This window comes from Streptomyces thermospinosisporus, from assembly GCF_039526425.1.
GTDB lineage: Bacteria > Actinomycetota > Actinomycetes > Streptomycetales > Streptomycetaceae > Streptomyces > Streptomyces thermocarboxydovorans.
The window spans coordinates 1-24,172 of record NZ_BAAAIZ010000063.1 but is presented as its reverse complement, the minus strand read 5'-3'; the positions used below and the strand labels follow the sequence as shown (position 1 = coordinate 24,172).

At 69.7% G+C, this 24,172-nt stretch carries 31 protein-coding genes and 1 pseudogene; 13 read left to right on the top strand and 19 right to left on the bottom strand.

Annotated elements, in window-relative coordinates; genetic code table 11:
• Positions 1–101: 101 nt before the first annotated feature.
• The gene (locus ABD207_RS20820; protein WP_344014600.1) at positions 102–497 is read left to right on the top strand and encodes a hypothetical protein; all 396 of its coding nucleotides are present in this window, start codon (positions 102–104) and stop codon (positions 495–497) included.
• Here ABD207_RS20820 and ABD207_RS32160 read toward each other — a convergent pair.
• The 10 genes and pseudogenes from ABD207_RS32160 to ABD207_RS20780 form a co-directional block, all read right to left on the bottom strand.
• Positions 456–566, bottom strand: a complete 111-nt coding sequence (locus tag ABD207_RS32160) for a DUF4253 domain-containing protein (protein ID WP_425580779.1) — start codon at positions 564–566, stop codon at positions 456–458. The genes ABD207_RS20820 and ABD207_RS32160 overlap by 42 nt on opposite strands.
• A gap of 49 nt (positions 567–615) precedes the next feature.
• A pseudogene (locus ABD207_RS32155) lies at positions 616–774 on the bottom strand (DUF4253 domain-containing protein); the annotation flags it as partial.
• 557 nt (positions 775–1,331) lie between these two features.
• The gene (locus tag ABD207_RS20815; RefSeq protein ID WP_344014599.1) at positions 1,332–1,610 is read right to left on the bottom strand and encodes a hypothetical protein; all 279 of its coding nucleotides are present in this window, start codon (positions 1,608–1,610) and stop codon (positions 1,332–1,334) included.
• Between the two features lie 531 nt (positions 1,611–2,141).
• A complete protein-coding gene (locus ABD207_RS20810) occupies positions 2,142–3,482 on the bottom strand; it encodes a hypothetical protein (protein ID WP_344014598.1) in 1,341 nt (446 codons plus the stop codon).
• 17 nt (positions 3,483–3,499) lie between these two features.
• A complete protein-coding gene (locus ABD207_RS20805; RefSeq protein WP_344014597.1) occupies positions 3,500–4,504 on the bottom strand; it encodes a phage tail tape measure protein in 1,005 nt (334 codons plus the stop codon).
• Between the two features lie 9 nt (positions 4,505–4,513).
• Entirely contained in the window at positions 4,514–4,963 is a 450-nt protein-coding gene (locus tag ABD207_RS20800; RefSeq protein WP_344014596.1) for a hypothetical protein, read from the bottom strand.
• Positions 4,897–5,433, bottom strand: a complete 537-nt coding sequence (locus ABD207_RS20795) for a hypothetical protein (protein WP_344014595.1) — start codon at positions 5,431–5,433, stop codon at positions 4,897–4,899. Before ABD207_RS20795 ends, ABD207_RS20800 begins: the two co-directional genes overlap by 67 nt.
• The gene (locus ABD207_RS20790) at positions 5,433–5,918 is read right to left on the bottom strand and encodes a phage tail tube protein (RefSeq protein ID WP_486388836.1); all 486 of its coding nucleotides are present in this window, start codon (positions 5,916–5,918) and stop codon (positions 5,433–5,435) included. The genes ABD207_RS20795 and ABD207_RS20790 overlap by 1 nt, the downstream gene beginning before the upstream one ends.
• A 216-nt stretch (positions 5,919–6,134) precedes the next feature.
• The gene (locus ABD207_RS32150) at positions 6,135–6,680 is read right to left on the bottom strand and encodes a hypothetical protein (RefSeq protein ID WP_425580769.1); all 546 of its coding nucleotides are present in this window, start codon (positions 6,678–6,680) and stop codon (positions 6,135–6,137) included.
• Entirely contained in the window at positions 6,590–7,672 is a 1,083-nt protein-coding gene (locus ABD207_RS20780; RefSeq protein ID WP_344014592.1) for a hypothetical protein, read from the bottom strand. The genes ABD207_RS32150 and ABD207_RS20780 overlap by 91 nt, the downstream gene beginning before the upstream one ends.
• 356 nt (positions 7,673–8,028) lie before the next feature.
• On the opposite strand from ABD207_RS20780, the gene ABD207_RS20775 reads away from it, so the two are divergent.
• From ABD207_RS20775 to ABD207_RS20765, 3 genes are read left to right on the top strand one after another with little or no spacing between them, the layout of a single operon-like run.
• The gene (locus ABD207_RS20775; RefSeq protein WP_344014591.1) at positions 8,029–8,343 is read left to right on the top strand and encodes a hypothetical protein; all 315 of its coding nucleotides are present in this window, start codon (positions 8,029–8,031) and stop codon (positions 8,341–8,343) included.
• Between the two features lie 6 nt (positions 8,344–8,349).
• On the top strand, positions 8,350–9,693 hold the full coding sequence (locus ABD207_RS20770) for a hypothetical protein (RefSeq protein ID WP_344014590.1): 1,344 nt from the start codon (positions 8,350–8,352) through the stop codon (positions 9,691–9,693).
• Positions 9,690–10,043, top strand: a complete 354-nt coding sequence (locus ABD207_RS20765) for a hypothetical protein (RefSeq protein WP_190057014.1) — start codon at positions 9,690–9,692, stop codon at positions 10,041–10,043. The genes ABD207_RS20770 and ABD207_RS20765 overlap by 4 nt, the downstream gene beginning before the upstream one ends.
• Before the next feature lie 36 nt (positions 10,044–10,079).
• Here the strand turns inward: ABD207_RS20765 and ABD207_RS20760 are convergent, their stop codons facing one another.
• Both ABD207_RS20760 and ABD207_RS20755 read right to left on the bottom strand, forming a co-directional pair.
• Positions 10,080–10,574, bottom strand: a complete 495-nt coding sequence (locus ABD207_RS20760; protein WP_344014589.1) for a phage terminase large subunit family protein — start codon at positions 10,572–10,574, stop codon at positions 10,080–10,082.
• Positions 10,575–11,294: 720 nt separating this feature from the next.
• Positions 11,295–11,663: a hypothetical protein gene (locus ABD207_RS20755; protein ID WP_344014588.1), complete on the bottom strand. Its 369-nt coding sequence runs from the start codon at positions 11,661–11,663 to the stop codon at positions 11,295–11,297.
• Between the two features lie 853 nt (positions 11,664–12,516).
• Between ABD207_RS20755 and ABD207_RS20750 the strand changes: the two genes are divergently transcribed.
• Complete coding sequence (locus tag ABD207_RS20750) at positions 12,517–12,999, top strand: DUF5994 family protein (protein ID WP_264928770.1); 483 nt, start codon at positions 12,517–12,519, stop codon at positions 12,997–12,999.
• A gap of 155 nt (positions 13,000–13,154) precedes the next feature.
• Here the strand turns inward: ABD207_RS20750 and ABD207_RS20745 are convergent, their stop codons facing one another.
• Positions 13,155–14,198: a fatty acid desaturase family protein gene (locus tag ABD207_RS20745; protein WP_285516157.1), complete on the bottom strand. Its 1,044-nt coding sequence runs from the start codon at positions 14,196–14,198 to the stop codon at positions 13,155–13,157.
• Positions 14,199–14,517: 319 nt separating this feature from the next.
• A complete protein-coding gene (locus ABD207_RS20740; RefSeq protein ID WP_242782218.1) occupies positions 14,518–15,303 on the bottom strand; it encodes a hypothetical protein in 786 nt (261 codons plus the stop codon).
• Between the two features lie 134 nt (positions 15,304–15,437).
• On the opposite strand from ABD207_RS20740, the gene ABD207_RS20735 reads away from it, so the two are divergent.
• From ABD207_RS20735 to ABD207_RS20710, 6 genes are all read left to right on the top strand, one after another.
• A complete protein-coding gene (locus ABD207_RS20735; RefSeq protein ID WP_242782219.1) occupies positions 15,438–15,875 on the top strand; it encodes an Asp23/Gls24 family envelope stress response protein in 438 nt (145 codons plus the stop codon).
• A 38-nt stretch (positions 15,876–15,913) separates the two neighbouring features.
• Positions 15,914–16,141 (top strand): hypothetical protein, encoded by a 228-nt coding sequence (locus ABD207_RS20730; protein ID WP_055539113.1) that lies wholly within the window; start codon positions 15,914–15,916, stop codon positions 16,139–16,141.
• Complete coding sequence (locus ABD207_RS20725) at positions 16,138–16,584, top strand: Asp23/Gls24 family envelope stress response protein (protein ID WP_242782221.1); 447 nt, start codon at positions 16,138–16,140, stop codon at positions 16,582–16,584. Before ABD207_RS20730 ends, ABD207_RS20725 begins: the two co-directional genes overlap by 4 nt.
• On the top strand, positions 16,581–17,270 hold the full coding sequence (locus ABD207_RS20720; protein ID WP_055539111.1) for a DUF6286 domain-containing protein: 690 nt from the start codon (positions 16,581–16,583) through the stop codon (positions 17,268–17,270). Before ABD207_RS20725 ends, ABD207_RS20720 begins: the two co-directional genes overlap by 4 nt.
• 10 nt (positions 17,271–17,280) lie before the next feature.
• Positions 17,281–17,874: an alkaline shock response membrane anchor protein AmaP gene (gene amaP, locus ABD207_RS20715; RefSeq protein WP_242782222.1), complete on the top strand. Its 594-nt coding sequence runs from the start codon at positions 17,281–17,283 to the stop codon at positions 17,872–17,874.
• Between the two features lie 111 nt (positions 17,875–17,985).
• The gene (locus ABD207_RS20710; RefSeq protein ID WP_167404007.1) at positions 17,986–18,156 is read left to right on the top strand and encodes a hypothetical protein; all 171 of its coding nucleotides are present in this window, start codon (positions 17,986–17,988) and stop codon (positions 18,154–18,156) included.
• Here the strand turns inward: ABD207_RS20710 and ABD207_RS20705 are convergent.
• From ABD207_RS20705 to ABD207_RS20685, 5 genes are all read right to left on the bottom strand, one after another.
• Entirely contained in the window at positions 18,105–18,491 is a 387-nt protein-coding gene (locus ABD207_RS20705; protein WP_344014587.1) for an STAS domain-containing protein, read from the bottom strand. The genes ABD207_RS20710 and ABD207_RS20705 overlap by 52 nt on opposite strands.
• Positions 18,492–18,832: 341 nt before the next feature.
• Positions 18,833–19,537, bottom strand: coding sequence for a DUF5994 family protein (locus ABD207_RS20700; RefSeq protein WP_055539108.1), 705 nt, complete (start codon positions 19,535–19,537; stop codon positions 18,833–18,835).
• A gap of 171 nt (positions 19,538–19,708) precedes the next feature.
• Positions 19,709–20,902: a PP2C family protein-serine/threonine phosphatase gene (locus tag ABD207_RS20695; protein WP_261718635.1), complete on the bottom strand. Its 1,194-nt coding sequence runs from the start codon at positions 20,900–20,902 to the stop codon at positions 19,709–19,711.
• Positions 20,903–21,026: 124 nt separating this feature from the next.
• Positions 21,027–21,539 carry a DUF5994 family protein gene (locus tag ABD207_RS20690; protein WP_228473096.1) on the bottom strand — a complete coding sequence of 171 codons (513 nt, stop codon included), beginning with the start codon at positions 21,537–21,539 and terminating at the stop codon, positions 21,027–21,029.
• 230 nt (positions 21,540–21,769) lie between these two features.
• A complete protein-coding gene (locus ABD207_RS20685) occupies positions 21,770–22,744 on the bottom strand; it encodes an STAS domain-containing protein (RefSeq protein ID WP_107463573.1) in 975 nt (324 codons plus the stop codon).
• Between the two features lie 444 nt (positions 22,745–23,188).
• Here ABD207_RS20685 and ABD207_RS32145 point away from each other — a divergent pair, with 444 nt between their 5' ends.
• Together ABD207_RS32145 and ABD207_RS20675 are read left to right on the top strand one after the other, a co-directional pair.
• A complete protein-coding gene (locus ABD207_RS32145; protein ID WP_425580781.1) occupies positions 23,189–23,383 on the top strand; it encodes a hypothetical protein in 195 nt (64 codons plus the stop codon).
• Positions 23,380–23,934, top strand: a complete 555-nt coding sequence (locus ABD207_RS20675; RefSeq protein WP_055539106.1) for a flavoprotein — start codon at positions 23,380–23,382, stop codon at positions 23,932–23,934. Before ABD207_RS32145 ends, ABD207_RS20675 begins: the two co-directional genes overlap by 4 nt.
• The last annotated feature ends 238 nt before the right edge of the window (positions 23,935–24,172 follow it).

Here is a 24,172-nt window from a genome sequence, read left to right as displayed (position 1 = left end):
GTGGAACAGCGCCCCGGGATCTGACTCGCACTCTGCCCGGGGCGCTGCCGCGTTCGTCGGCGTGGCGGTCGATTGTCGGTGCCGAATGACAGAGTGCCGGCATGAGTTACGACCTCGCGGTGTGGGAGGGGGCTCCTCCCGCCGACGACAAGACCGCTGGCAAGCTGCTCGACTCGCTCTACGACCAGTACGTGGAGGTTGACGAGAAGGTTCCACCGACCCCCGCCATATCGGCGTACGTCGCGGCCATCCTCGACCGGTGGCCCGACCTGACAGAGGACGAGGACGACGTCTCGCCCTGGTCGACCGGTCCGCTCATCAACGAAGCCAGAGGACCGTTGATCTACTTCCCGATGAGTTACAGCATGGCGGTCGAGGCCAGGGAGTACGCCGCGAACGTTGCCGCGTCCATGGGGGCTTGTCTGCTACGACCCGCAGAGCGGACAGGTGCTGACCTAGTCCCACCAGAAGTACCTGCTTTTGCCGCGCAGTTGTGATGCGGCGAGGTCCTCGATGCTGCCGGTGCCCTGGTCGACGATGTCGGAACAGTAGGCGTAGTGCTCCAGTGCGGCGAGGGCGACGCTCTTGGGCGTGCGGGGGGCGCCGGGTGACCAGGAGCTCGAGGACCTGGTCCTCCAGGGTGACCAGCTCGGCGCCGTGTTCCTCGTGGAAGTAGCGCAGCACTGCCTGGTGCTCGGCGCCGGTTATGCCGTAGTTGCAGGCGTCGAGCCAGTTCAGCAGGGCGGGGACGTCGTAGCCGTTGCGGGCCCGCACCAGGCACACCACCGTGCGTTCCTGGCGGACGGCCGAGAAGTGCGTGCCGCCGACGAGGTCGAGGTCCAGCTCCTTTTCCACGTGAGCGGCGAGGCGCTGTCCTGGTGCTTCGAACGGGTCTTCACCGGGCCGGGTCCGCTCATCCGGACCGCACAGATGGCCCTCGGCCTCACGGGCCCAGTGGGCAAGCAGGTCGCGGCCGTCCAGCGGACGGTCGTCGGTCTGCCTCTCCGTCGGCGCGAAGTCCGGTTCCAGGCCCACGAAGACGTTGTGCAGGTGCTCGGGCTCTCCTGCCAACACAGGCCACCATCCGCTGCGGCCCTGGAGCGCCCGCAGGTCGTACCACAGACGGAAGGCGTCGGTTCCGGTGATCTCGCCGGCGTACACCGGTGTTCCGTCGGCCGCGGCCGCGGCTTGGCGCAGTGCGGGGAGAGCGACGCCCCTGCTCGGCGCAGAGCTGCTGCAGTTCGGAGATCGTCGTCACCATGCCGTCAACCTAACGGCAGGTAGTGACAGCCACCGTCGTGCAGAAGTGGAACGGTCCCACCCCGCAGGGCTCAGTTCAGGATGTGGACGAGAAACCAGGTGGCGAAGCCGACCCAGGCGATGGCGAAGACGGCGCGGCCCGGGCGGGTGTGGACGCGGAACCACACGCGGACGCGCTCGGACAGGGTGTTGCCGTGTTCGGCGTCGGCGTCGGCGATGAGCGCTTGGAGCGCACCGCGGGCGTCCTTCGTCGGAGCCGTGATCCTGATCTGACGGGTGCCCGGGATGGTCTCGACCTTGTAGCCCAGGTCCTTGAGGTCCTTCTGCGCCTCCGTACTGAGGGAGTCCACCTCGATCGTGGTCTTCTTCGGGACGCGGTCGAACTCGGCTTGGACGGCGAGGAGATCGCCAGCGTGGAGTCCATGCCTTCCGTTTCCAGCAGGAGCGAGACCTTCGCCGGCAGCAGGCCGAGACTGTCGGCCACCGCTTGGGCCTGCGCGCGCGTCAGCCCATAGCCCTGGGCCGCCTCGACCGCGGCCGCCCTCGCCTTCGTCATCTGCGCGCGGGCGGCGGACAGGGACTCGGTGAGCGGCTGGCCGTTCTGCTGGGCGAGGGCGTACGCGGAGACCGACGCGTCGGCGGCAGCGTCGCTCAGCGAGGTAAAGGACTGATAAAGCTGCTGGCCGTTGCGGGTGGCGGTGTTCAGGGTGCCGTTGTTGTTCAGCAGGGCCTTGCCGTAGCCGTCAGCCTTGTCGATCCCGTCGGCCAGAGCCTCGTTCACGTCGAGGACCGCGCTGTTGACACGGGCCTCGGCGGCCTGGAGGGAGATGCTGCCGCCGGAGAGGAGGTCGAGGGCGTCCTTCAGGGCGCGAGTGCGCTGGTCAGCGTCTGCTGTCCGGTCGGCCAAGGCACCGACGGCAGCCTTGAGGTTGCCGTAGGCGGTGACGCCCTGCCCGGTGGCGCCCTGCGCCTCGGCGAGGTCCTTGGCGCGCTGGACGGACTCTTCCATCTCGCCCTTGACGCCGTCCAGGGCATCGGCGGCGTCCTGCGCCCTGCGTCCCAGGACGTCGTAGCCCTGCCAGGTGTCGCCGAACTCGTTGGTCTGCCAGACGTCGTCGTGTGCGTCGGCGACAGCCTGGTGGCGGCGACCATGGCGGCACCCCATGGGCCGCCATGAACGCCACCAGCCCGCGGCCGGCGCCGAGGAGCCCGGCCCCGGCTGCACGCGCTGCGCCGTTGAGCGTGCCGGCGAAACCGGACGTCGGGCCCTGGGCGCTGCGGAAGGCGGCGGCCATCTGACCCACCACAGGGATCCGCGTCTCCAGTACGGCGAACGCCGCCGCGTACCGCGACAGTGACACCCCGGCCCGCGCGGCCAGGTTCTGCTGCACCTGCATCTGCGCGCCGAAGCCCTGCCAGGCTCCGGTCAGCCGACCGCTCACGGTCGAGGGGAGCCCGCCCAGCATCGGCGTGAGGCGCCGGGCGAGGAACATGGCGGCGATCGCCGTCTGTACGGGCCCGGGCAGCGACCCGAACGCCCGCACCAGGGGCCCGATCACCTCACCCACCGGGACGAGTACGGCGGACAGCCCGGCGACCGCGGACATGGCGAGGTCGGCGGTCGTGACGAGGATGTCGAGGCTGTTGCTGGCTCCGCCGGCCTCGTCGCCCAGCAGACCGAGCGCGGAGGCGACGGGTGCGGCGCCCTCGGCGGCGTTGCCGAGGACCTCGCCGAGGGCGCGGGCAGCGTTGATGAGGAGGTTCAGCCCGGCGGCCAGGCCGTGCTCGCCGAGGGCCTGGAGCGGGCCGAGGAGCTGTTCGGCCTCGTCGATCAGCTCGCCGAGACCGCTGCGCGCGCTGTCCTTGAGCTCCGGGCCGTAGAGGGTGGCCAGGTCACGCCCGTACTCGATCGCGGCGACGAGGTACGGCGTCGCGCCGGACATGCCGCGCGTCAGGAGCCGGGTGACGTACTCCAGGCCCGGCGCCATGGCGTCGTACAGCGCGAGTCCGCTCTGCTGGGTCTGCTTGCGCAGCAGTGTCATCGCGCTCGCGAGCCCTTGTCCGCGGGCGGCGGTGATCTGCGCGGCAGCGCCACTCTCCCGTACGGCCTGGCTGAGCGCGTCGAAGGACTCGGTGCCCTGGTGGGCCAGCGCGATGGCGCCCGACATGGCGGGCTTGCCCATCGCCTTCTTCACCGCGGCGGTGAAGTCCTGCTGGGACATCTCGTGCTGGGCGTGGCTCAGCTCCTCGATGACGTACCGCAGGCTCTTGAACCGGCCCTGCGCGTCCCAAGCGCCTCGATGCCCAGGGCCTGCAGGCCGTCGCGCATCTCCTTGGTGGGCGCGGCGAGGTTGGCCATCATGCCGTGCAGCGCGGTGCCAGCCGTCTGGCCGAGGATGCCGGCCTTGCCGAGCATGCCGACCGCGCTGGCCGCGTCCTCCATGCTCACACCGAGGCCGGCGGCGACCGGCCCGGCGTACCGCATTGCGTAGTAGATGTCGATGATGCCGCCGGACGCGTTGTTCGCGGTGGCGGCCAGGATGTCGGAGGCGCGCGCCGCCTGGTCGGCGCCGAGTCCGAACTGATCCATGATGTCGCCGAGGTAGCGGGCCGAGTCGGCCGCGCTGACGTTGGCGGCGGAGGCGAGCTGGAGGCAGGCGCGGGTGGCGGTGACGGCCTGGTCGGTGCGGAAGCCCGCCTTCGCCAGCTCGACCATGGCCTCGGCGGCGTCGGCCGCGGTGGTGGTGGGCAGGGTGAGGTCGTTGCCGAGCCGGTTGGCCATCCAGGCGGCGCGCTGCATCTGCCCAGCGGTGGCGCCGGTCACCGCCTGGAAGGTGTTCATCTGACGCTGGTAGCGGTTGCCCTCCTCAACGAGCTGGCCGGTGCCGAGGAGGAGGGCGCCTCCGGCAAGGAGGCGGGTGAGGGTGGTGGCCTGGCGGCCGACGCTCCTGAGGGAGCGCTCCAGCGTGCCGGCGTCGTCGCCCGCCCGACGCAGGCCGCGGCCGGTTTGGCCGCCGCGCGCGCTGAGGGTGCCGAGTCGGGTGGCGGCGGTACGGGCCTGGGCGCCGAGGGTGTTGATCTGGCGGGCGGTGCGTCGGCTGGAGGCGTCCAGTGTGTCGAGGCGGCGATCGAGTTCGCGGGTGCGGCGGCCCAGGTCCTGGGCAGCGTCGGCGGCCGAACGCAGCCCGGAGATCAGGCTGTTGGCCTGTGCCGTCAGCTGGACGGTGAGGTTGTACGTGGCCATCCTGACGGCTCACCGTCCGTTCGCCAGGGCGGTTCGCCCGGACGAACCGCCGCGCTGGACCGCCTCGTAGGCCGACCGGGGCAGGAGCGTGATCTTGATGCCGTAACCGGCCCGCCCTTCGGGCACCTGATCGCGCTCCTGGGCGATCAGCTCGCAGCCCGGGCAGCGCAAGGTGTCCGTGACATACGCGTGCCGGTGCCCGCCCTCGGACGGATTCCACTCGTCGAGCCGGGTACGGCAGTCCGGGCACACCGTGCGCTGCCACTGCTGCCAGGCCAGGGCCTTGGCCAGGTCGAGGTCGCTCCAGCGGCCGTCCCCGCCGAGGAACTGCGAGTGCGGGATGCCGTACTGCTCGCACAGCTCCAGCTCGGCCCGCAGACGCAGGTCGGCCTTCAGCCTTTTCCCAGATCGGCCTGGTCGGTACGGGCCTCCTGCTGCACCTCCCAGGCGACCTCCCACAGGGGGTTCGCGTCCGGGGCCGACCAGGCGTCCAGCAGCTCGCGGGCCTCGGCCTCGGTCATGCCGTCCGTAGACGACGCCGCGATGAGCGCGGCGGGGAAGGTGTCGGGATTGAACGCCGCCCCGTCGGCGGCCTGTTCATCGGTGGGCGGATGCGCGTGGAGGAGCTCCTCGAGGACCGGGCGCGGCAGAGCGCGGAAGGTGAGGTAGATCGAGGCCGCGCGCAGAGCCTTGGCCGCGGCGTCGTACCGCCGCCTCGCCTCCGCCGCTCGCTCGGCGAGAACGCTGTTGTCCGCGTCGCTCTCGGCCAGGATCCGCGCGCGGTCGGCGGCTCGTCTGGCCTCGTCGTACTCTGCCCGCAGCGCTGCGTCGTCGCAGATCTGCAGAACGCGCTCTGGCAGCGAGCGGCGGCGCAGCCGCTCCATCTTCTGCTCCCACGTCACCGCGCCCTGGGCCTTTCCGGCGGCCATCAGCTGCCTCCGGACGAGGACGAGGAGGAGGACGATGCAGAGGCGGCGGCCGGGACGGCGGCGTCGAGCGCCGGCGGAGAGGTGATGGAGAAGACGGCCTGGAACTTCGCGGCCTCGTTGCCGGCGTTGTACTGCGCGGTGCGGGACGCCACCTGGACCGGGAAGGTGTCCATCGACTTCGACCCGGGGATGTCGCCCTTGCGCAGGAAGACGACGAAGCCGACAGCGCCCTTGGGCAGCAGCGTCTCGATAGTGTCGCTGAGCTGGTCCTCGTAGAAGGTGATCGAGGAGTTCTCGGCCTTGTCGTTGCCCGGGATGGAGGACGAGAAGGTCGAGGCCCAGTCCGGCGTCTCGATCGCCTCGTTCGTCAACGACCAGCCGTCGACGTCGCTGATCGCCTCGGTCAGGTCGGTGGCGTTCGGTGCCGAGATCTCCGCGCGGGTCGGGATGAGGTCGGCGGAGGCGACCTTCGTCAACCAGAGAATCTTGGTGAGGTGTCGTAGATCGAAAGGGATCAGGCGGCGGGCGTCACTGTGATCGTGAACCGCTGCACGTAGGTAACGATACTGCCCTGCGAACCGTCAACTGGATCTCCGTCGGCGTCGTAGGTCAGTTCCCGGTCGATGACGCGCATTCCGGCGATCGGGATGTCCGTACGCCAGCCGCCCGGCGTACGGTCGAAGAGCGCGGCACGGACCCGGTCACCGAGCCACTGAACCTGGTCCGCCCGTTCGCCGACGCTGGTCGCCTGGTACGTCCACGTCGCGTCCGCGTGCCAGTTGGCGAACGACGGGCCGGAGAACTCGCCGGGCAGGCTGTCGAGGATCAGGTACGGGAACGCCGCGGGCCCACCGTCCGTCGCGCGTGGCAGGACGGTGAGCCCGCAGGGCCGCCCGGTCCCGGTAGTGAGCACGTCGATGAGCGCCCGGGTCAGTGGCAGTCGAGGAGGGCTCATCGTGGCAGCGCTCCGCTCCGCAGGGCCTCCAGGAAGCCGGGTTCGGTCTGCCGGAAAAGGCCGGCTCGATGTGCGGGTACGGCGGCTGCCGGTACTGGCGACCCAGCCGGTCGACACCGACGAAGCCGTACTCCAGACGACGCGACTGCGGAGCGTTGGTGAACACCATGGCGCTCACCTGCCCTCCGGCCACGGTCACCTTCACGTCCCACGATGCCCGGTACTGCCCGGTGACGACGTTCGGCCCTGGTCGCCCGGAGGCGTTCTTCTGGATGCGGACCCGCAGGAGCATGGCGTGATGCCGGGTGATGGCCCGCGTTCGGGCCCGGACGGCCGGCCCCATGCCCGACAGCGCTCTGGGAGGTCGTCGAGCAACTGCGCGGCGGACAGCAGGCTGGACTGGCCGTAGTGTTCGGCACCGTTGATCGTGTTGGGGACGTGGACGAGCGGGATGAAGTCCAGTTGGAGGTCGAGGCGGTTGAGGATCTGGCCGTCGGCGTTCGTGCGGAAGCGGGCGCGGGACAGGGAGAGGGCGTCGATGTCGCCGGTCCGGTCTACCTGGTCAAGGTCCCATTCGGCGTCGGTGAGGTAGCAGGTGACGGTGGTCGGCTGGTTCGACCACGGGTAGGTCCGCCGCGTGCTGCCGTCGCCGATGGGCCGGAGTTCGTACGTCACACGGCGCAGGCTCCCCTTCTGCCCGGTGGCCGCATTCTCCGGCACCTCCCAGGCCAGGTGGACGCGCTGTGGGTACTCGTCGCCATCGAGCGCTCCGTCCGGCAGGACGGGGAAGTAGAAACCGGGGTCGATCGTCTTCAGCACGGGCCGGCCTTTCGCTCGGGACCAGGCGAGCAGGTAGACGGTGTCACCGAGCAGTACGGCGGTGCGTTCTGCGTACTGCATGCTCATCCGCAGCTGTTCCTTCTGCGCCCACTCCCGCAGCAGCGCCTCTCGCTCCTGCGCCAGCGTGTCGTCCTCAGAGCCGTCGACCACTATCTGCTGGGTCTCACCGAGCAGGTGGCTCAGCGTCTGGTCGACGACGAGGGCGGCATCGCCGTACTCACGCCGGTCGTCGCCGTCCTCGCCGAGCAGGGCTGTGGCCTGGTTGGTGTCGTAGGCCGCGAGCACCGTATACGCGGCAAGGCGACGTCGATCCGCCACTGGCACCCACGAGGTGCCCGTAACCCCAGGCAGCAGCGCCGACCTGCCGTCGGCAGCCGCTCGGACGGCGGGCTTGTACTCCAGCCCTCCCCACGTGTCGATGAGGAGCTTCTGCCATCGCCGCATCCGCACTTCTCCTGGCCTTGATCCGTTTGCGGGGCGGCGCAGCCTAAGTGATGGTCAGATGTGAGGCTCGTGAATCTCGTGGCAGTCAGGCCAGTTGACGGCCGGCAGTTCTCTCCGCCTTGATCGTTCTTTGCCTGTTCATGGCACACTTGTGGGTGATGAGCACGTGTGCTCGAGCAATTGCGACAACCGGACGGGGGACGGGCATGGTGTCGTGGGAAGAGGAATGGGGCCAGCTCAAGGCAGATGCACTTGCCCGGCAGCAGCAATCGGCGCACATGCAACTGAACCAGGTGGTGCCTGACGGAGGCGGTGGCTCCTCCACGGGTTCGGGTGGCCACGGAGACGGGTTCTCCGTGAGTGCGGACTCCATCGACGGAAGCTCGCATCTGCTGCTGGAGATCGCAGGAGTCCTGTACGAGGGGCGGATGGACGGCGAGAACGCGGCCATGTGCCGTGCACCCCGTTCCCATCCCGACGTCGCCTCCAGCGTCGACACCTTCGCTCGCTACGCCCAGGACCAGTACACCGACGCGGTCGTGCTGCTGGCGGCGCTGTCCAGCAAGCTGAAGTCCGCGAACAACGCATACGCGGACTACGACGACGTGGTGCGCGGGAAGTTGAACTCCGTGCTGGTATCGGGGCGTTACATCGAAGCCGGGGACCGGTGATCTGCTGTGGCCTACCGCGAGGACGTCAAGTTCCTGGAGGATGCCAACCCGGCGCTCATCGGGCGGAGCGGAGCTGAGTTCTCGCGTCTACACAAGTTGATTGACACTACGGACGACGCCTTCCGCAAGGCGGTGAAGGTGGACTGGCAGAGCGAGGCACGCGACCTCTACGCCAAGCGGCTGAGCGAGGCGAGGGATCTCACCGACGCACTGTCGGACGCCTTCCGCAAGGTGGCGAGCGCACTCACGGCGTACGCCGAGGCGGTCACCACGGCCAAGAGCCACTACAAGAGCGGCAAGCACACCGAGACCAAGCTGTCGGAGGTGATGTCCAAGGAGGCCACGGCCATCACACCGACCGCGCGCGCCGCCGAGCCCCTGCGGCAGTGGGAGGATCTGCGGGCCACCACCGGCGTAATGGACTGGTTCGCGGAACTGGGCGTCGACGTCGACGCGATCCGCGAGGACGCCGAGCGCTACTACCACCAGACCAAGGACCACTACGGTGACGCCCTGCGCGTGGAGTCCGAAGCGCGCGAGACGTGTATCGCCGAGGTCAAGGCGGCCTACCGGTCCCTGCCCGACTTCGTGAGCCCCATTGCTGATCCGGAACAGCTCCTGAAGAACCTGGGGCCGTTGCAGGCCGAGGCTCGGCAGGCGAGCGACAACCCCTATGCGCAGCTTCCCGGTTCGGGTCCGAAGGTGGACGCGATGCCCATCCCCACCGTGGGCGAGGACGTGCTGATTACCGAAACCCTGTACCGGATCAAGATGCGCGTCGACAGCCTGCCGGAGGGGCACGGAAACAACTACTGGCTGCCGTCGAACTCCGACGAAGGGCGCCGCGAGTTCATCTCAGCCAACAGGGAACTCATCAAGGCCGCCGCACACGACGCGGGCCTGCCTCCCGAGATGGTTGCCGGCATCGCCTGGCAGGAGGTCATGGGCGATCCCGGCGTCGCGGACGATCTGGCGTACGAAGGCCGCAAGGTCCTTCCGTTCGCCAAGGACCCAGACGAGACGTCGATGGGACCCCTGTCCATCCAGGTCCGTCGTGCCGCCGAGGTGCTCGGCTATGACCCGCACCACCTCACGGACGCGCAGCGGGACCAGGTCGTGGGCGCGATCAAGGATCCTGCCCAGAACATCTTCGTCGCCTCGGAGTACCTTGCCCAGCTCAAGGCGGAGAGCGGCTTCGCCGATGTACCCCCGGAACAGATGACTCGCGAGCAGATGCAGGAGCTTGCCGCCCGCTACAACGGCGGCCCCTACTACGAGGACCCGAACGCCCAGGCATATGGTCGGGGCTTCGACCGGCGGCTGGACGACGCCAAGGAGGCCCTGCGGTGAGCCGCTACGCCCACCCTTCGACTTCCCAGGCACCGGCAGGCAAGGAACCGAGCGCTCTGGCCCGGATCGGCTCTGCGGCATGCGGACTGGTCCTGACCCTGGGGCATCTGCTGGCGCTCTACGTCACATTTATCGCGTACATGGCCAGGCCCGCTGGCCCCTGGGACAGCGAGACTGTCGCCCACTCGAACTTCGCCTCTGGTCTGGCTTTGGTCCTGTCCGTCATCACGGCGCTGCTGACGTGGGTGTTCGTCAAGGCCGCGTGGCTACGCAAGTGGTGGTACGCCATCCCAACGGTGTTGGCTGTCGCCGCGCTGCTGAGGCTCACTCTGTTCGTACCTGAGCTGTGACCACTCGCGAGTGCGGAAGGGGCTGGTCAGCCAACCCTACCGTCGCCCGGTGAGACGTCCGTCGGCCGGTCGTGATGGTGGGCCTTGCACCGAGGCGTCGAGGAAGAGATCCGTCAGCGCCCAGACGCAGGAGTCGAGCAGGTCCGGGGACTTTTCCTCGGCCTCGGATGCACCGACGTACGTCGTCATCTGCTCCTCCAGAACGGCGAACGTGCGCGGCGAGCCTGCGTGGCTGATGCGGGACTGCTCGTACAGCATCGCGACCGGAGCCGCGCGGGCGCGCTTCCCGCGGGTGGCGTGGACGACGCGGCAGGGGACCGTCGGGTCGACCTCCGCGAGGAGGGCAGGGAGGTAGTCGCCGCCGTTGTTCGCCTCGATGACCACGCAGTCCGCCTGGTGCTCGTGGTACAGCGCAGCGGCGCGGCGCATCGCGGCCGTAGGGGTGTGGCGGTCCTGCTCGGCGTGGACGACATAGCCGCGGGGGCGGCGGTCGCCGTACATCTGCTCCAGTGGGTAGGAACGGCCGGCCACCGTGAAGGCGGTCAGGTCCGCGGTGTCCGTTGTCGTGACGGCCGGGTCGACGGCGACGACCAGGCGGTCGACGCGGTGACCTCGATGCTCGCCTCGGTGACGTTCATGTCGCTGACTCCTCGCACTCTCGGTCTCGCAGGGTGGGTTCCTGTGAGGTGATGACTAAATACTATTGTCAGTCGATCTTGACCGTCAAGTGTGATTCGGTGGCGGGTTGCCGGGATTGCCCCTGTTCGGCGGGGAGTTGAAGCGAGTGAGCCCCGGCCGCCTATCGTTGACGGCCAGGGCTCGTGTCTAAATGGACTTGCTCAGTCGGCTCTACTCTTCCTCGACACATGTTAGCCCCAAATCCTCGGGCTCGAACTCGACGTCCGCCCCCCATCAAGACCTTGAGGATCTCCCCATCGAGCCAGTCGTCCTCGCCTGGTGGATCGACGTCCGTCGCCGGGTTCACCCCGTCCCCGTCGGTCCGTCTGTCCGTCCGCGACGAGTCGCGCCGGTTCATGCTCCTCCCCTTGAGCCATGGCGCAGTCTCGGCCCCCCTGCGCCCCGACCGCCTTCTGCGGGAGCGTCACCAGGACGCACCACGAGCGGTGACGAGGTCTTCCACAGAGAGCGAGATCGTCAGCGTATTCGTGGTTACTCGTCAGTGCAAACAAATGTCCGAACAGAGAGTGTCTTGCCTGACACCTCGAACCTCGCTGATCCGTTTGCCAGTTGTCACTTCCATCGCCAGAAGATCTCGAAGCGGGCCTCGTCGAACTTCCGCGAGCCCCGTACGGTCGCCGGTCCAACGCGCACCTCGCGCACGACGAGCTGAACGAGGTTGCGGCGCTGCTCTCGCACTTCCGGGCTGGGGCTGCCCAACTGCTCCACCGCGGCGGTGAAGCGCTGGGTGATCTGTCCTTGGCCGCTGACCTGTAGTTGACGCCAGGTGAAGAACGCGCCGACCAGCAGGGCGATGCCGGCCAGGCCCTGGAGTAGCGTCGTACGGATGTCGTTGATGGCCTTGGCCCGGTCCGCAGTGGGCGTGGAGGGGGCATCCCAACTCAGCAAGTACCGGGGGGCCACCACGACAACGAGGGTCACCAGGACGACGCTGCCGCACGCCACCGCAAGCCCCGCGGCTCGCGTCCAGTCCGGACGGCGCGCCCCAGGACGTATTTCTTCGCGTACAGGGTGTCCGGGCAAGGCCCGCTGCACCCTTGTCGACCTGGCCATCCCCCACCGCTTCCCCGCCGGCGCTCACCGTGAGAAGACTGCGCTGAGGACGCAGGCTTCAAACGCCGAGGTATGGCTACTCCGGCGGTCGCACCCCCAGCGCCTCCCACAGCTCCGAAGTCAGCACCCTGCGCTTGCCCTTGCCGTGCGGGTGCACGGGTACCGGGAACTCGCCGGACCTGATCAACTCGTATGTGGTGTTCCGGCTTAAGCCGAACGCCCGGGAGCGGAAGCCCATCCCATGGTCGGCCCCGCGGAGGCCGCACCCGAAGCCGCAGACGAGGCGCCCGCCGCATAGCCGGACCGTCGCCGGCCTGCGGCGGGAGGCAGCACACATACGGCACACACGCCGTGTCCCCACCAGGCATGAAACAGCCCCCTCGGAGATCACTCCGAGGGGGCTGTTCGATGCTCCGTGCCTGTTCAGGCATGGTGCCCCCGGCAGGATTCGAACCTGCGACACCCGCTTTAGGAGTTTTCTCCGAACGGGCCTGCGACCTGCTGAAACGCTCGCTTCAGGTCGCCTGGCCTGGGAAAACACTCCTCTGTAGTTCTCGTGTGTTCGCGGGGTTTCCCGGCCTCATGTGTGCTGGATCCGTTCCGGCTGGGGCCGGTCGGTAGAGGGCGATTTCGGAGACGTCGGCGCGCGTGGCACCAAGAGTAGCGTGGCAGGTGCGAGGCGGTCCCGTTGTCGCACCTGCCCTACAGACGGGTGGTCCTCATGACCAGCTCGGATACACCTCCTGTTCCCCGGCGTCTGCCCAGCGGTGTCCACGAGGCCGTGCGGCCGGGTTGTGCGCTTCTCCGGCTGGAGACGACCGCATCACGTGAAGGTGTCCTCGATGGTGCGTGGTGGCCGCGCTCGCGCGACATGGGCGCCGAGCTGCCCGCGCTGCTGAGTGCCCTCATCGCCCACCTCGGCCCCGTGACCCGGGTGGGGCTGGACACCGCAGCTTGGGAAGGTCTCCCGACGCGCATCCTCGTGGACGACCGCGTGGTGCACATCGATTCCTTCCCGGTCGGTGACGACACGGTCCTGATCACCCGGGGCGACCGGGACATCTTCTCGCTCCTGGTGGTCCCGCCGGACACGGCACCGGACGCCGCCCGCACCGCGATGGCCCAGGCGGTCCGGGCGGACAACATCAGCCAGGCGGAACAGATCCTCATCGACACCGGGAGCGGGCGCGGTTCGCCGGGCTGACGGATCACCGCCGGGCTCGACGGCGCAACGGTGTCGGACGGCGGGCGAGGTCAGCCGCGCCACTGCAGCCGTCGTGCTCTTCGCGGTGCTCCGCGCGGACCGGGGCGTGTCGACGGTGGCCACATCACGGCCTCCGACGGCTCCGGCAGGGTCTCTCAGATGGGGACACGTGCCTGCCGGAGCGGTGCTCCGGCACGGTGGAGACTGGCGAGGGCCAACCGGTAGGAGGCGACCAACCCGGTTTCCACGTAGTCCACACCCAGTTCCTGGCAGTGGCGCCGCACGATGGTCCGGGCCCTGCGCAGGTTGGGGCTGGGCATGCTGGGGAACAGGTGGTGCTCGATCTGGTGGTTCAGCCCGCCCAGTGCGATGTCGGTGAGCATGCCGCCGCGCACGTTGCGTGAGGTGAGCACCTGGCGACGGAGGAAGTCCGGGCGGTCCTCGCCTGCCAGGATCGGCATGCCCTTGTGGTTGGGCGCGAAGAGGGAGCCCAGGTAGACGCCGAACAGGCACTGGTGGACGGCGAGGAAGGCGATCGCCATGCCGGGCGGCAGCAGCCACAGCAGCACGGTCAGGTAGAGCACGAAGTGCGTGAACAGCAGGACGCCGTCGAGCGTGCGGTGCTTCAGCGAACGATTGGCCAGTGCCTTCACGCTCGACACGTGCAGGTTGAAGCCCTCCAGGGTCAGGAGCGGGAAGAACAGGAACGCCTGCCAGCGGCCGATCAGGCGGGGGAGCCCCTTGGCCGCCCGCGCCTGGTCCTGGGACCAGACCAGCAGGTCGGGGTCGAGGTCGGGGTCGAGTTCCTCGTGGTTGGGGTTGGCGTGGTGGCGGGTGTGCTTGTCCTGCCACCAGCCGTAGCCCATCCCGATACCGGCACCGGCGATCCGTCCGGACACCTCGCTGGCCCGCCGCCGGCGGAACACCTGGCGGTGCGCCGCGTCATGGGCGAGCAGGGCGACCTGGCCGAAGACAACGCCAAGGAACGCGGCGACCGCCAGAGTCCACCAACTGTCGCCGATGAGCGCGACGGCGGCCCACCCACTGACGTAGAGCCCGGCCACCACCGTGGTCCGCAGCGCGTAGTAGCCGGGACGGCGCCCCAGCAGCCCGGCGGCGGCGATCTTTTTCGACAGGCGGGCGAAGTCACTTCCGGACGCCTCCGAGGGCGGGGGGCGGACCGCGGTGTTACTGCTCATGATGGTGAAACTCTCTCCGAAGAAGGGCCGAGTGGCCCGGCGCCGCCCCGGGAGCCGCTGGACCGGGCCGCAGGCAGGGCTTGTCGTCCTCCGTGGTTGCGGGACACATCACACGACCACGGAGCTGGGAGGCGTCTGCTTCATCCGTCAGCGGCTGCTGCGCAGACCCTCTGTTTCTAGCGGGTACCCCGCCGCAGGCGTCTCACACCGTGTCAGACGGGGCCTCCGGAGCGGTCCGCGTGCATGTCGGCAGACAGAACCGACTCCAGCCGGTGAAGCGGATCTGCTGATCGCTGATGAGTGCTCCACGCCTGGCCGGTCAAGCCGCTGTCTCGGTGATGAGGACGGCAACGGTGACCGGGCCCGGGGCGTCGGTGGTCGCCGCCTTGGCCACGGCGGCCCGGACGGCGCGCGCGACTTCCAGGGGATGGTGTCCGGGGGCGACCGCGAGGTGGACCTCGACACGCCGGCCGGGTGGGTCGGCATGGTCCTCCATCCTGACCGGGCGGCTCCCCAGCACGGTGGTGAGGCCGGCGACGCCCGGAACACCCGCTGCGACGTCCGCCAGATCCCCGACGGGCCGTCGCGGGGAGCCCGCCCCGGTCACGGGGAGCGAGCTGCGTGCGGCCGCGGTCCTTGCCACGGCTGTGCTTTGCGGCGTGCGCGTCATGGATCCCGCAGCGGTCCGCGTCTCTGGACCTGTCTGCGGGACCTCATGGAGATCCGTGACGCGCAGGTCGGCTGCCACGGTCGCCAGGCCGAGCCGTCGAGCGGCCGCGTCCAGCAGTCTGCTCCTCAACTGGTCGGCGGTTTCGGGCAGTGGCTCCCCGAGTGGTGCCGAGAAGGCGGCTTTGATCCTGAGCGGGCTCGGCGGCAGCGCGCTGGCCGGCGGACGGACGGCCGGCTCGGACACGGATTCGAGCGGCGCCGGCCCGATGCGCACAGACTCCAGCCGCACACCGGGAATCTCGTTCGCGGCCCGCCTGAGGGCCTGGATGGCCGCTTGCTCGGTGATCCATGCCCCGTCGGCGGGCCCGCCCAGCGGGAGCAGTCGGCCCAGGCCGAACTGGTGCCGTACCGCCTGCGTCCCTGCTTCGGTCTTCACTGGCCTCGCACCCTCTCTCAGGCGACTTGTCCGAGCCTCGCGCAGGCGCAGTGTCAGATTCGGGCAATGCGCTCTAATGTGAATATAAGTGCAGAAAAGAGGGCTAGATGGGCCCTTGAGGGAGGAATATCCCGATGACCGAGACCGAGATCACCGGCGCAAGGCGCAGTGGCGCTCCCGCTTCTCGTGGCCGGACGACGGTCGCCGATGTGGTGGTGGAGAAGATCGCCGGAATGGCGGCTCGCGAGGTGCGCGGCGTCTATGCCCTGGGCAGCGGATTCGCGCGCTCAATGGGATCCATGCGGGAGCGGATGCCCGGTGCCGGCAGTGGCAAGTCCGCCACGCGCGGGGTCAGTGTCGAGGTCGGAGAGAAGCAGGCGGCCATCGATCTGGAGATCGTCGTCGATTACGGCGTCTCCATCACGGACGTGGCCGGTGAGGTGCGGGAGAACGTGATTGCCGCGGTGGAGCGGATGGCGGGGCGGGAAGTTGTGGAAGTCAACATCATGGTCAGCGATGTGAAGCTCCCCGACGATGAGGACGAAGGGGAGGAGCGGCAGCGGATCCAGTAGCCGGGGCGGTGCAGTCCGCTTGAGTGAAGGAGCGCGTCATGAGCAGGGCTGTGGTGGGCTTGATGGCCGGGATGGCGCTGGGTTTCGCCGCGTATTTCGGTGACTTCTGGGCTTTCCTGCTGGTGCTGGGGCTGGGTGTCGTCGGACTCGTGGTCGGGCGGTTCATGGAAGGCGATCTCGAACCGGGCGACTTCGTCCGCCGCCGGGACCGGCAGGAGCGGATCCGAGATGACCGGCGACGGGCACGGGGAGACTGGCGGCAGTGACCGGTGAAGCCAATCGGCGTCCGGGCATTCCCCGTGGGGAGCGTGGTGCGATCACCATCGCCGACCGGGTCGTTGCGAAGATCGCTTCCCACGTGGCGCGCGAGGCGCTGAGCCGGTTCACCGACTCGGTCGACCACGTACCACCCGGCCGCCGGATGCCACGCGTGACCACTTCCGTGCGGCGGGCACCGGAGCGGGATACCGCAGGACGAGGCGCCGAGGCTGTCGGCGGACGGCAGGCGGCGCTCGGCGAGGCACGGATGCGCATCACCGTCGAGCTCGGCTATCCGTCCGACATCGGGGCGCAGTGCGCCGCAGTGCGTCGGGAGGTTACCGAACGGCTCAGGACATGGGCCGGCATGGAGGTGTCCGACCTTGCGGTGTCGGTCGAGAGGCTGCACTCGGTGCATACGCGCCACACGGACCAGGAGAGGGTGAGATGAGCGCGAACACCTGGCGGCAGCCGACCGGTGACAGCGACCTTCCCCCCGAACCCGGACAGGCAGCTCCGTCCGCCGACGGCACCCCGGGGGCGGGCTCGGGCGCGACGGCGGCGATCGATGAACCAGGCCGGTCGGCGCGCCGTTTCTGGTCAACGCGGCGGATTCCCGCGGCCGTGGTGGCCCTGCTGTCCGCCGCGGCCATCGGATTGCTCCTGTACGACGTGGTCTCGGTCCGGGCAGGTCGGTCTGCGATGCGCTGGCGGCTGCGGCTCGCCGAGGAACTGGCCACACGGCCACTGGATGACATCTGGGTGATCGTCGGGGCCGCAGTGGCGATGGCCCTCGGCCTGTGGCTGTTCCTGCTGGCGGTGACGCCGGGACTGCGCAGGCTGCTGCCCATGCGCCAGCCCACCGGTATCCCTGGGACAGGGGAGGTCCGCGCCGGGCTCGACCGCCGCGCGGCCGCCCTGGTTCTGCGCGACCGGGCCGTGCAGGTGCCCGGTGTCCAGTCGGCACGCGTCGCTGTCGGCCGCCGGAAGGTCAAAGCCCGGGCGCGCGCCCATTTCCGCGAACTCGAGGACGTCCGCGCGGACCTGGACAGCGAGCTGGGCCAAGCCGTGACGTCCTTGGGACTCGCCCGGCAACCCACGCTGACCGTGCGCGTCCGGCGTCCGAAGAAGGGCTGAGGTGATCCTGATGCTCAGGACGGTGAACCGGGTGCTGCTGGGGCTTCTCGGCCTTGGACTGTTCGCTCTGGGCGGCGGCGTGCTGCTGGGCGGGCTGGACCTGCCGCGCCGCTGGGACTTCGGCATGCCGGGCTGGTGGCCCTTCCGCGGGCCGGACGACGTGGTGCTGGGCACCGAGGGACGCACCCGGTGGCGGGAGGAAGGCTGGTGGTGGCCGACCGTCATCGCGGTGCTCGCGGTGCTGCTGGTCCTGCTGCTGTGGTGGCTCCTCGCACAGCGCAGGCGCCGCCTGGGCGGCGTCCTCGTCGACAGCGGGGACGGGGCGGCGGCCCGGCTCGACGGCGGCACACTGGAGGACGTGATCGAGGAAGAGGCGCAGGCCCTGGACGGGGTCTCGGGGGCGCATGCACGGCTGACGGGCCGAAGCTCCGCTCCGGCTGCGCGCGTGCGGCTGTTGCTGGAGCCTCATGCGGATCCAGCGTGGACTCTGGGGCGACTGAGCCGGGAAACACTCACGCACGCGCGGGACTCGGCCGGCTTGGACCGCCTCCCCTCGAAGGTCCGACTCAAGGAAGTCCGCCACCGCGCACGACGCGTCGGCTGAGATCCACAGGGCCTGACTCCCAACGGGGGACCCGGTCTGGCTCGCAGGGCAGGTCTTCACGACTGCCCCTAAGGCATCTACGCCGCGGTTCTCTCCAGGGAGGCATTCCGCATGGTCCTGTTCCTGACCCTGCTCGTCGCCGGAATCGCTCTGATCGCCATCGGGGCGGGCGTCGACGGCATGCTCTATCTGACGTCCGCCGGTGTACTGCTCCTCATCGCCGATCTGCTCTACCTGGCGGCCCGCTCCGTGTGGCGATCTCCTCGGCGCCCGGCCCGCTGAGGCCGCGCCCCTCCTGGCCTCGTCGTACGGAGCAGACGGTCGGAGCCCGTGTCCATGAGCAGTCGTTCGGTCTGCGGGGAGGGGTGGTGCAGCCGCAGGGACGCGTGGGTCTCGGCGGCGTGCCGTGACACGTCGAGGAAGACGCGCAGGCCGCTGCTGTCACAGCGGTCGACGGTGGTCAGATCGACGTCGATGAGGGTGATGCCGTCCTGCAGGCACCGCTCCAGAGCGGCGCGCACCTGGGGCGCGGTGGCGGGGTCGATCACACCGGCCAGGGTGACCAGTGCCCGCCTGTCCCGGTCGTGCCGGTAGATGTTCAGCTGCGGAAGAGTCATGACGCCTCGGTTCGGATGCTCAGATGCCTCGGTCCACGGGTCCCGGCCGCTTCCCGCCCGGTCCGGGGCCCGGGTGTACACCCCGGGCACGCGTCGCCGCGGACTGAGCCGACGGTACCGAGGCGCGGCCGGGCGGCCGGTGGGGCGCCCGGATGCTCACTCGTGGTGCCCGGTACGGCTGCGGCAGGCAGCGGCCGCGGCGGCCGGGCCGGGGGGTGCTGTACCGGTACGCGGCGATCCTGTCGGCGTGCTGGAGGCCGAGCCGGTGGATCACGTACGCCGCCGCTGCGATGAGGACCACGAAAGCGGCGGCTGTCAGGAAGGCGTTCATGGCGGCCACCTCACATACCGATGATCAGCCGGCTGGCCCGGCCGGGCGGACCGGTCTGCGGGGGAACGGCTACGGACACCGCGGAGGCGCCGCCCTCGTACTCCCATGCCTCGCCCGGGTCCAGTGGCTGGTCGGCCGCCAAGACGCCGTGCCGGGCCTCGTCCGCGGCGATGAGCGCGCTCGCGGTCAGGGGCGGGCCGTCGTGGTCGGACGCGGCAGCCATCAGCCGGGCCGCAGACTCCGCCCCGGTCTCGGGCGGGATGACCAGGAGATCCCAGCGGCCGGTGCCGTAGGAGAGCAGCAGCAGCTTGTGCGGGTCGATCTCCGGGGTGAACCAGCCGACCTTGACGATGTGGCCGTCCACGGGAACCGTGCGGGGGATGACCGGCCAGTGTTCCGGGTTTACGGCGATGCGGGTGATGCGGCCCCACAGGGGATCCAACACGTCGGTGAGTGCCGGCAGTTCGCTCAGCAGATCACGGGAGCGGGGCCACCAGGCTCCGTCCAGGAGTCCGCGGGAGGGGCTCTCGGTCTTCAGTGCGAGACGCGCGGCCGGGGCTGCGACGGACTCGGGGTGCGGCAGAGTGGAGTACAAGGTCGCCGACATGATGCGGACCCGTCTCCGGGCCGCCTCTGCGGCGGCCCGGGTTTCATCTTTCGCCGGGGACGACCCGGCGTGGAAGCCGGTGTGCGAAATGCCCTCGGTACTGTCCACACTACTCCGCGTTTCGCTGCGGCGCGGAGCAGTGGCCACATGGAGTGGAGTACCGGCCGGGTGATCTCCCGGCAGTGTCAGCGCGTGCCGGGAGCTCCCGTCCTTCGGGCTGACGGGCCGTCGCCGCCGGGCGCGGCCGGCACAACGGTGTCGGACGGCGGGAGTGAGAGGTCAGCCGCGCCACTCCACCATGAGCAGGGTCGCGTCATCGCTGGTCCGCCCGCCCCTCGCCTGCTTGAGCGTGTGGGACAGGGATCGCGTCACCGCCCGGATGCCGCGCCCGGTCCTCTCCAGTTGGTTCACGCAGTCGATCAGCTGGTCCTCCCCAAACTCCTCCCCACCGCTCTTGTGCTCCTCGACCACTCCGTCGGTGAAACAGAGGACGCGATCCCCGCGCACCAGCCCCAGCTCGCTGATCCGAGGCACCGAACCACCCAGGCCGACGGGAAGGGTCGTCGGGGCGACCAGACGCTGTGCGACGCGGTGGTCGCGGACGAGGATCGGCGACGGGTGCCCGGCGTTGATCCACTGCACCCGTCCCGTCGTCGTGTCCAGCTGCATCATCTGTGCGGTGACGAAGTGCTCGGGACCGAACTGCTCTGCCACGGCGCGGTCCATGAAGTCGTAGATCTCCGGCAGTCCGATGCCGGCCCGGCGGGCGTGGCGGTAGGCGCCGATGGCCACGGTGGCCATCGTGGCCGCGTCCAGTCCGTGGCCCATCGCGTCGATCATGGCCACGTGGAGGACGTCGTCGTTGAGCGCATAATCGAAGCTGTCACCGCCCACGTCGTAGGCGGGTTCCAGGATCCCGGCCACGGCCACCCGGGGCATGATCATCGCCAGCGGTGGCAACAGGGACCACTGGATCTCCGCGGCGACGCTCATCGCCTCACCGCGTCGGACGCCGAAGAACAGGTCGGAGTAGCCGTGCTTGGTCACCAGCAGGTCGGCCACCAGGCCGGAGATTCTGAGCAGCAGGCGGCGGTCGTGGTCGTCGACGCTGTCCAGCGTCACGGCCATGACCCCCACCTGGTCACCGCCGTCCAGCAGGGGCAGGTGGACCCGGACGCCGTCCTCCCGGGGCACCTCCACGGGGACCGCGTCGAGGAAGCAGCGGCCCGCCTCGGAGTCGTCGATCACCTGAGGTTCCCCGCCCGTGAGGCCCTCACCGGGCAGCGGTACGAGCAGCAGCTGGCCGTAGTCCTGCAACAGCACCTGCGGTCGGCGGCCACCGAGCCGGTCCACCACGTCAGCGATCAGGGGCCCGATGAGATGGGGCGGCAATTCGTGCGCGCTGTCGAGGATCTCTCCGAGGAGAGCTTCTCCGAAGCTCTCGGAGCGGTCCGCGCGCCGTCCTGCCGTCATCCCCTCACCCGCCATGGTCAGGGGCGGGCCGGTATGACAAGGGATCTGTCGGTGCCATGGCTCCATCACGGGGTCGTGGACGCCCGGGCCCGCCGGGTACGCGTGGCAGGCCGGGTCGGGCTGCTTACCTGGGTCCGGCTCCTCCTTCCGACTCCCATGTGTCCTGTCCGTCGAGGCCGCTCTCGGCGAGTGCCAGCAGGCGCGGGGCGGACAAGGGGTTCTCGGGGTCGGAGGCGGCGGTCAGCAGCAGGGCTGCCGTTCCGGCCGGTTCGTCCGGTGGGACCACGAGCAGTTCCCAGCGCCCCACGGTGCCGCAGTCCACGGTGATGGCATGCATCTCGGCCGCCCCGTTGCTCAGGGCCACCTCGATCACATGCCCCGGTGCCATCACCTCCTGCGGGGCATCTGGCCAGGCGGCGGTACCCACGGTCACGCGCGTGATGGTGCCGATGCTCGGATCCAAGGAGCCGACCAGCGCGGGCAGCTCCAGTTCCAGTGCGTCGCAGCGCGGCCACCATGCGCCGTCCAGCGGGCCATGGCTGACATCCGGCGTGAGGCGCAGCCGGGGCAAGGGCATCCGGTAGGAGTGTCCGTCACCTGGGGCCGTACCTTTGGCGGACTTGGTGATGGCGTTCATCGTGCGATCCCGATCCGGGCGGTTTCCGGCTGCCCGTGTCTGTCACTCGCCGGGAACGGCGCCGCCGTGGTCGTGCGCCCGACAGTTCTCGGTACCTGTCAGGCTACTCCCGGCTGTGGCGGGCGGCGTGGCGCGCAGCCATCGCGTCGAGACACGTCCGTACGGCGGACGACGCGTGGCGTGGCGGCCCGGGCCGCGTACGACCGCCGGCTCATCGCTCCTCTGCCGAATCATCGGCGTGCCGAGGGCTGCCCTTCGGAAGACAGGGTCAACACACAGGGGGCGACGGGGCCGGGCAGCCCGACCACCTCGCCCATGTTCTGCCAGCCCCAGGACGAGAAGGCGGCTTGTCCTGCCTGGTCGGCAGGATGCAGCAGGGTGACCCCGAGGGAGGACCGCAGGTCTGTGAGCAGACGCTGTTGCAGGCGGCGGGCGATATCACGGTGCTGAGCGTGCGGATGGGCCACGACCTGGGTGAGGACGACGAACCGTGCGCGGGAGGTGAGCCGCTGGATGATCTCCTGGAGCGTTCCGTCGAACCACCGGCGGTCGGAGCCGTCAGGGTCCACCGGATAACCGAAGGCGCAACCGATCAGCACCGTCGTTTCTGCGACCAGCAGGGCGAAGCCAGGGCGGTGGGCGGTGACCGCCAAGCGGTGCAGGAAGTCTCCACGGTCGTGGTACGCCTCGCCGGCGGTGCCCGCGACGGACTCCGCAGCCAGGTCCGCGATGTCCTCGCGCATGTCTTCTGCCTGCCAGCGGGTCAGCCGTCGAAGGCGGATCCCGTCCCTGAGGACCGGCTGATCCGGCCGACGAGCGGGGTCCTCGGGCGCCCGCGTCGCGGTACTCATGAGGTCGCCGGATGCGGCGGGCGGCACGGGACTCACGGGGGCCGTAAGGAGCAGCGAAGTCGATCCGGTGGTATCGAGGAGCCGGGTGATCTGCGCGCACGGATGGTGCAGCCGCAGGCGAGCGTGGACCCGGCTCGCGCGCCGTGATGCCGACAGGAGGACGTCCAAGCCCCTGGCGTCGCAGGAGCCGACCGTGGTCATATCGATGTCGATCACGGTGACACCGTCCAGCAGACACTGCTCCACTGCGGCCCGCAGCAGCGGCGTCGTGGCCGGCCCGATGTCGCCGGCAAGCGTGACGAGCGTCCGCTCTCCTCGGTTCCGCCGATGGATGTCCAGCCGGGCAAAGGCCATCACGCCTCCCCTCGGCGGGGTTGCGGACCTGCACGGGTGTTCAGCGCGGCCCCTGCCATGATGAGCTTGCGCGGAGTTGCTTCGACCGCGGCGGACATGATGCCGACCCGTCTCCGCGCCGACCACTGGGGCGGCCCGGGGTTCGTCTCTCGCCGAGGACGACCCGGCGGGGCGGCCGGAGTGCGTGGTGCCCTCGGTACTTCAACCGTACGTCGGCCGCAACCGGAAGCGGCTGCTTCGACGGGCGCGCGGCACGGTAGGGGCCGCATCACCTCACGGGCCGTCCCCACGGTCCGGGCTCTGCCGCGAGTACGAGCGCATGGGTTCGCGCCAGGCCCGGTTTGCCAAGGCCACCTCCAGCGTGTCCCCTCCCGTAGAGCAGCCTGCAGCGCGGGCGGACTTGCCCCGACGACACGGCGTCTGAAGATCAGGTTTTGAGACGGCATGACCTTCGGCAAGCTCGTCTTCCTCACGACCTGCGGCGCCCCGGCCAGCTACCAGCAGCAGCAGCACGCCGCAGCCCAGGACATCCGCCGTCCCGACGTCCGCAACCTGGTCGCCGACATGGCCGCCCGCGACCGCCGTCGTACCCTGCCGGAACTGCACCACTTCAGCCGCCAACTGGGAGTCCCCGCGTGACCGAGCCGACCGCTCCGGACAAGAAGCCCTTCCTGTACGTCGTCGTGTGCGCGGCAGGTGTTGCCCGTGACGTCGGCAAGCTCATCACCACCGCACAGGAGGCGCACTGGGACGTCGGCGCCATCGCCACACCGCAGGGACTCGGCTTCATCGACGCCAAGGCGATCGAGGCACAGACCGGCTACCCGATCCGCTCCGCCTGGCGATCACCGGGAGACCCGCGCCCCCTGCCTCCGGCGGACGCGATCGCCGTCGCTCCCGCCACGTTCAACACGATCAACAAGTGGGCCGCCGGGATCTCAGACACCCTCGCCCTGGGCATCCTGTGCGAGGCGTACGGCATGGGCATCCCGACCGTGGCACTGCCCTACCTGAACTCAGCCCAGGCCGCCCACCCTGCCTACCAGCAGAGCCTGGACCGTCTGCAGGGGATGGGCGTCCTGATCGGCTCGTGCGAACCGCACCGGCCGAGGGCCGGTGGCGCGGCGGATCGCTTCCGCTGGGAGGAAGCGCTGGAGTTGCTGGAGCCTCTGGTCAGCACGGTGCGGTGACGCGGTTCCTTCACCGGGGACGGACCGCAGTGATCATCGTCGACGCCCGTTCGCCAGGCTGCCGACGAGGTCACCGGGGAGCGAGGCAATCACTCCTCCTCGTGCGGACGTGCTGGGCTGCTGCCGAGGCGAGCTGATCCGGAAGTAGGAGGGGGTCCCCCGGGCAAAGACCGTTCACTCAGAGGCTGTTGTCGTTCCGATCTTGAGGGATGCGTTTCGAACGGGAGTCTCGATCGGG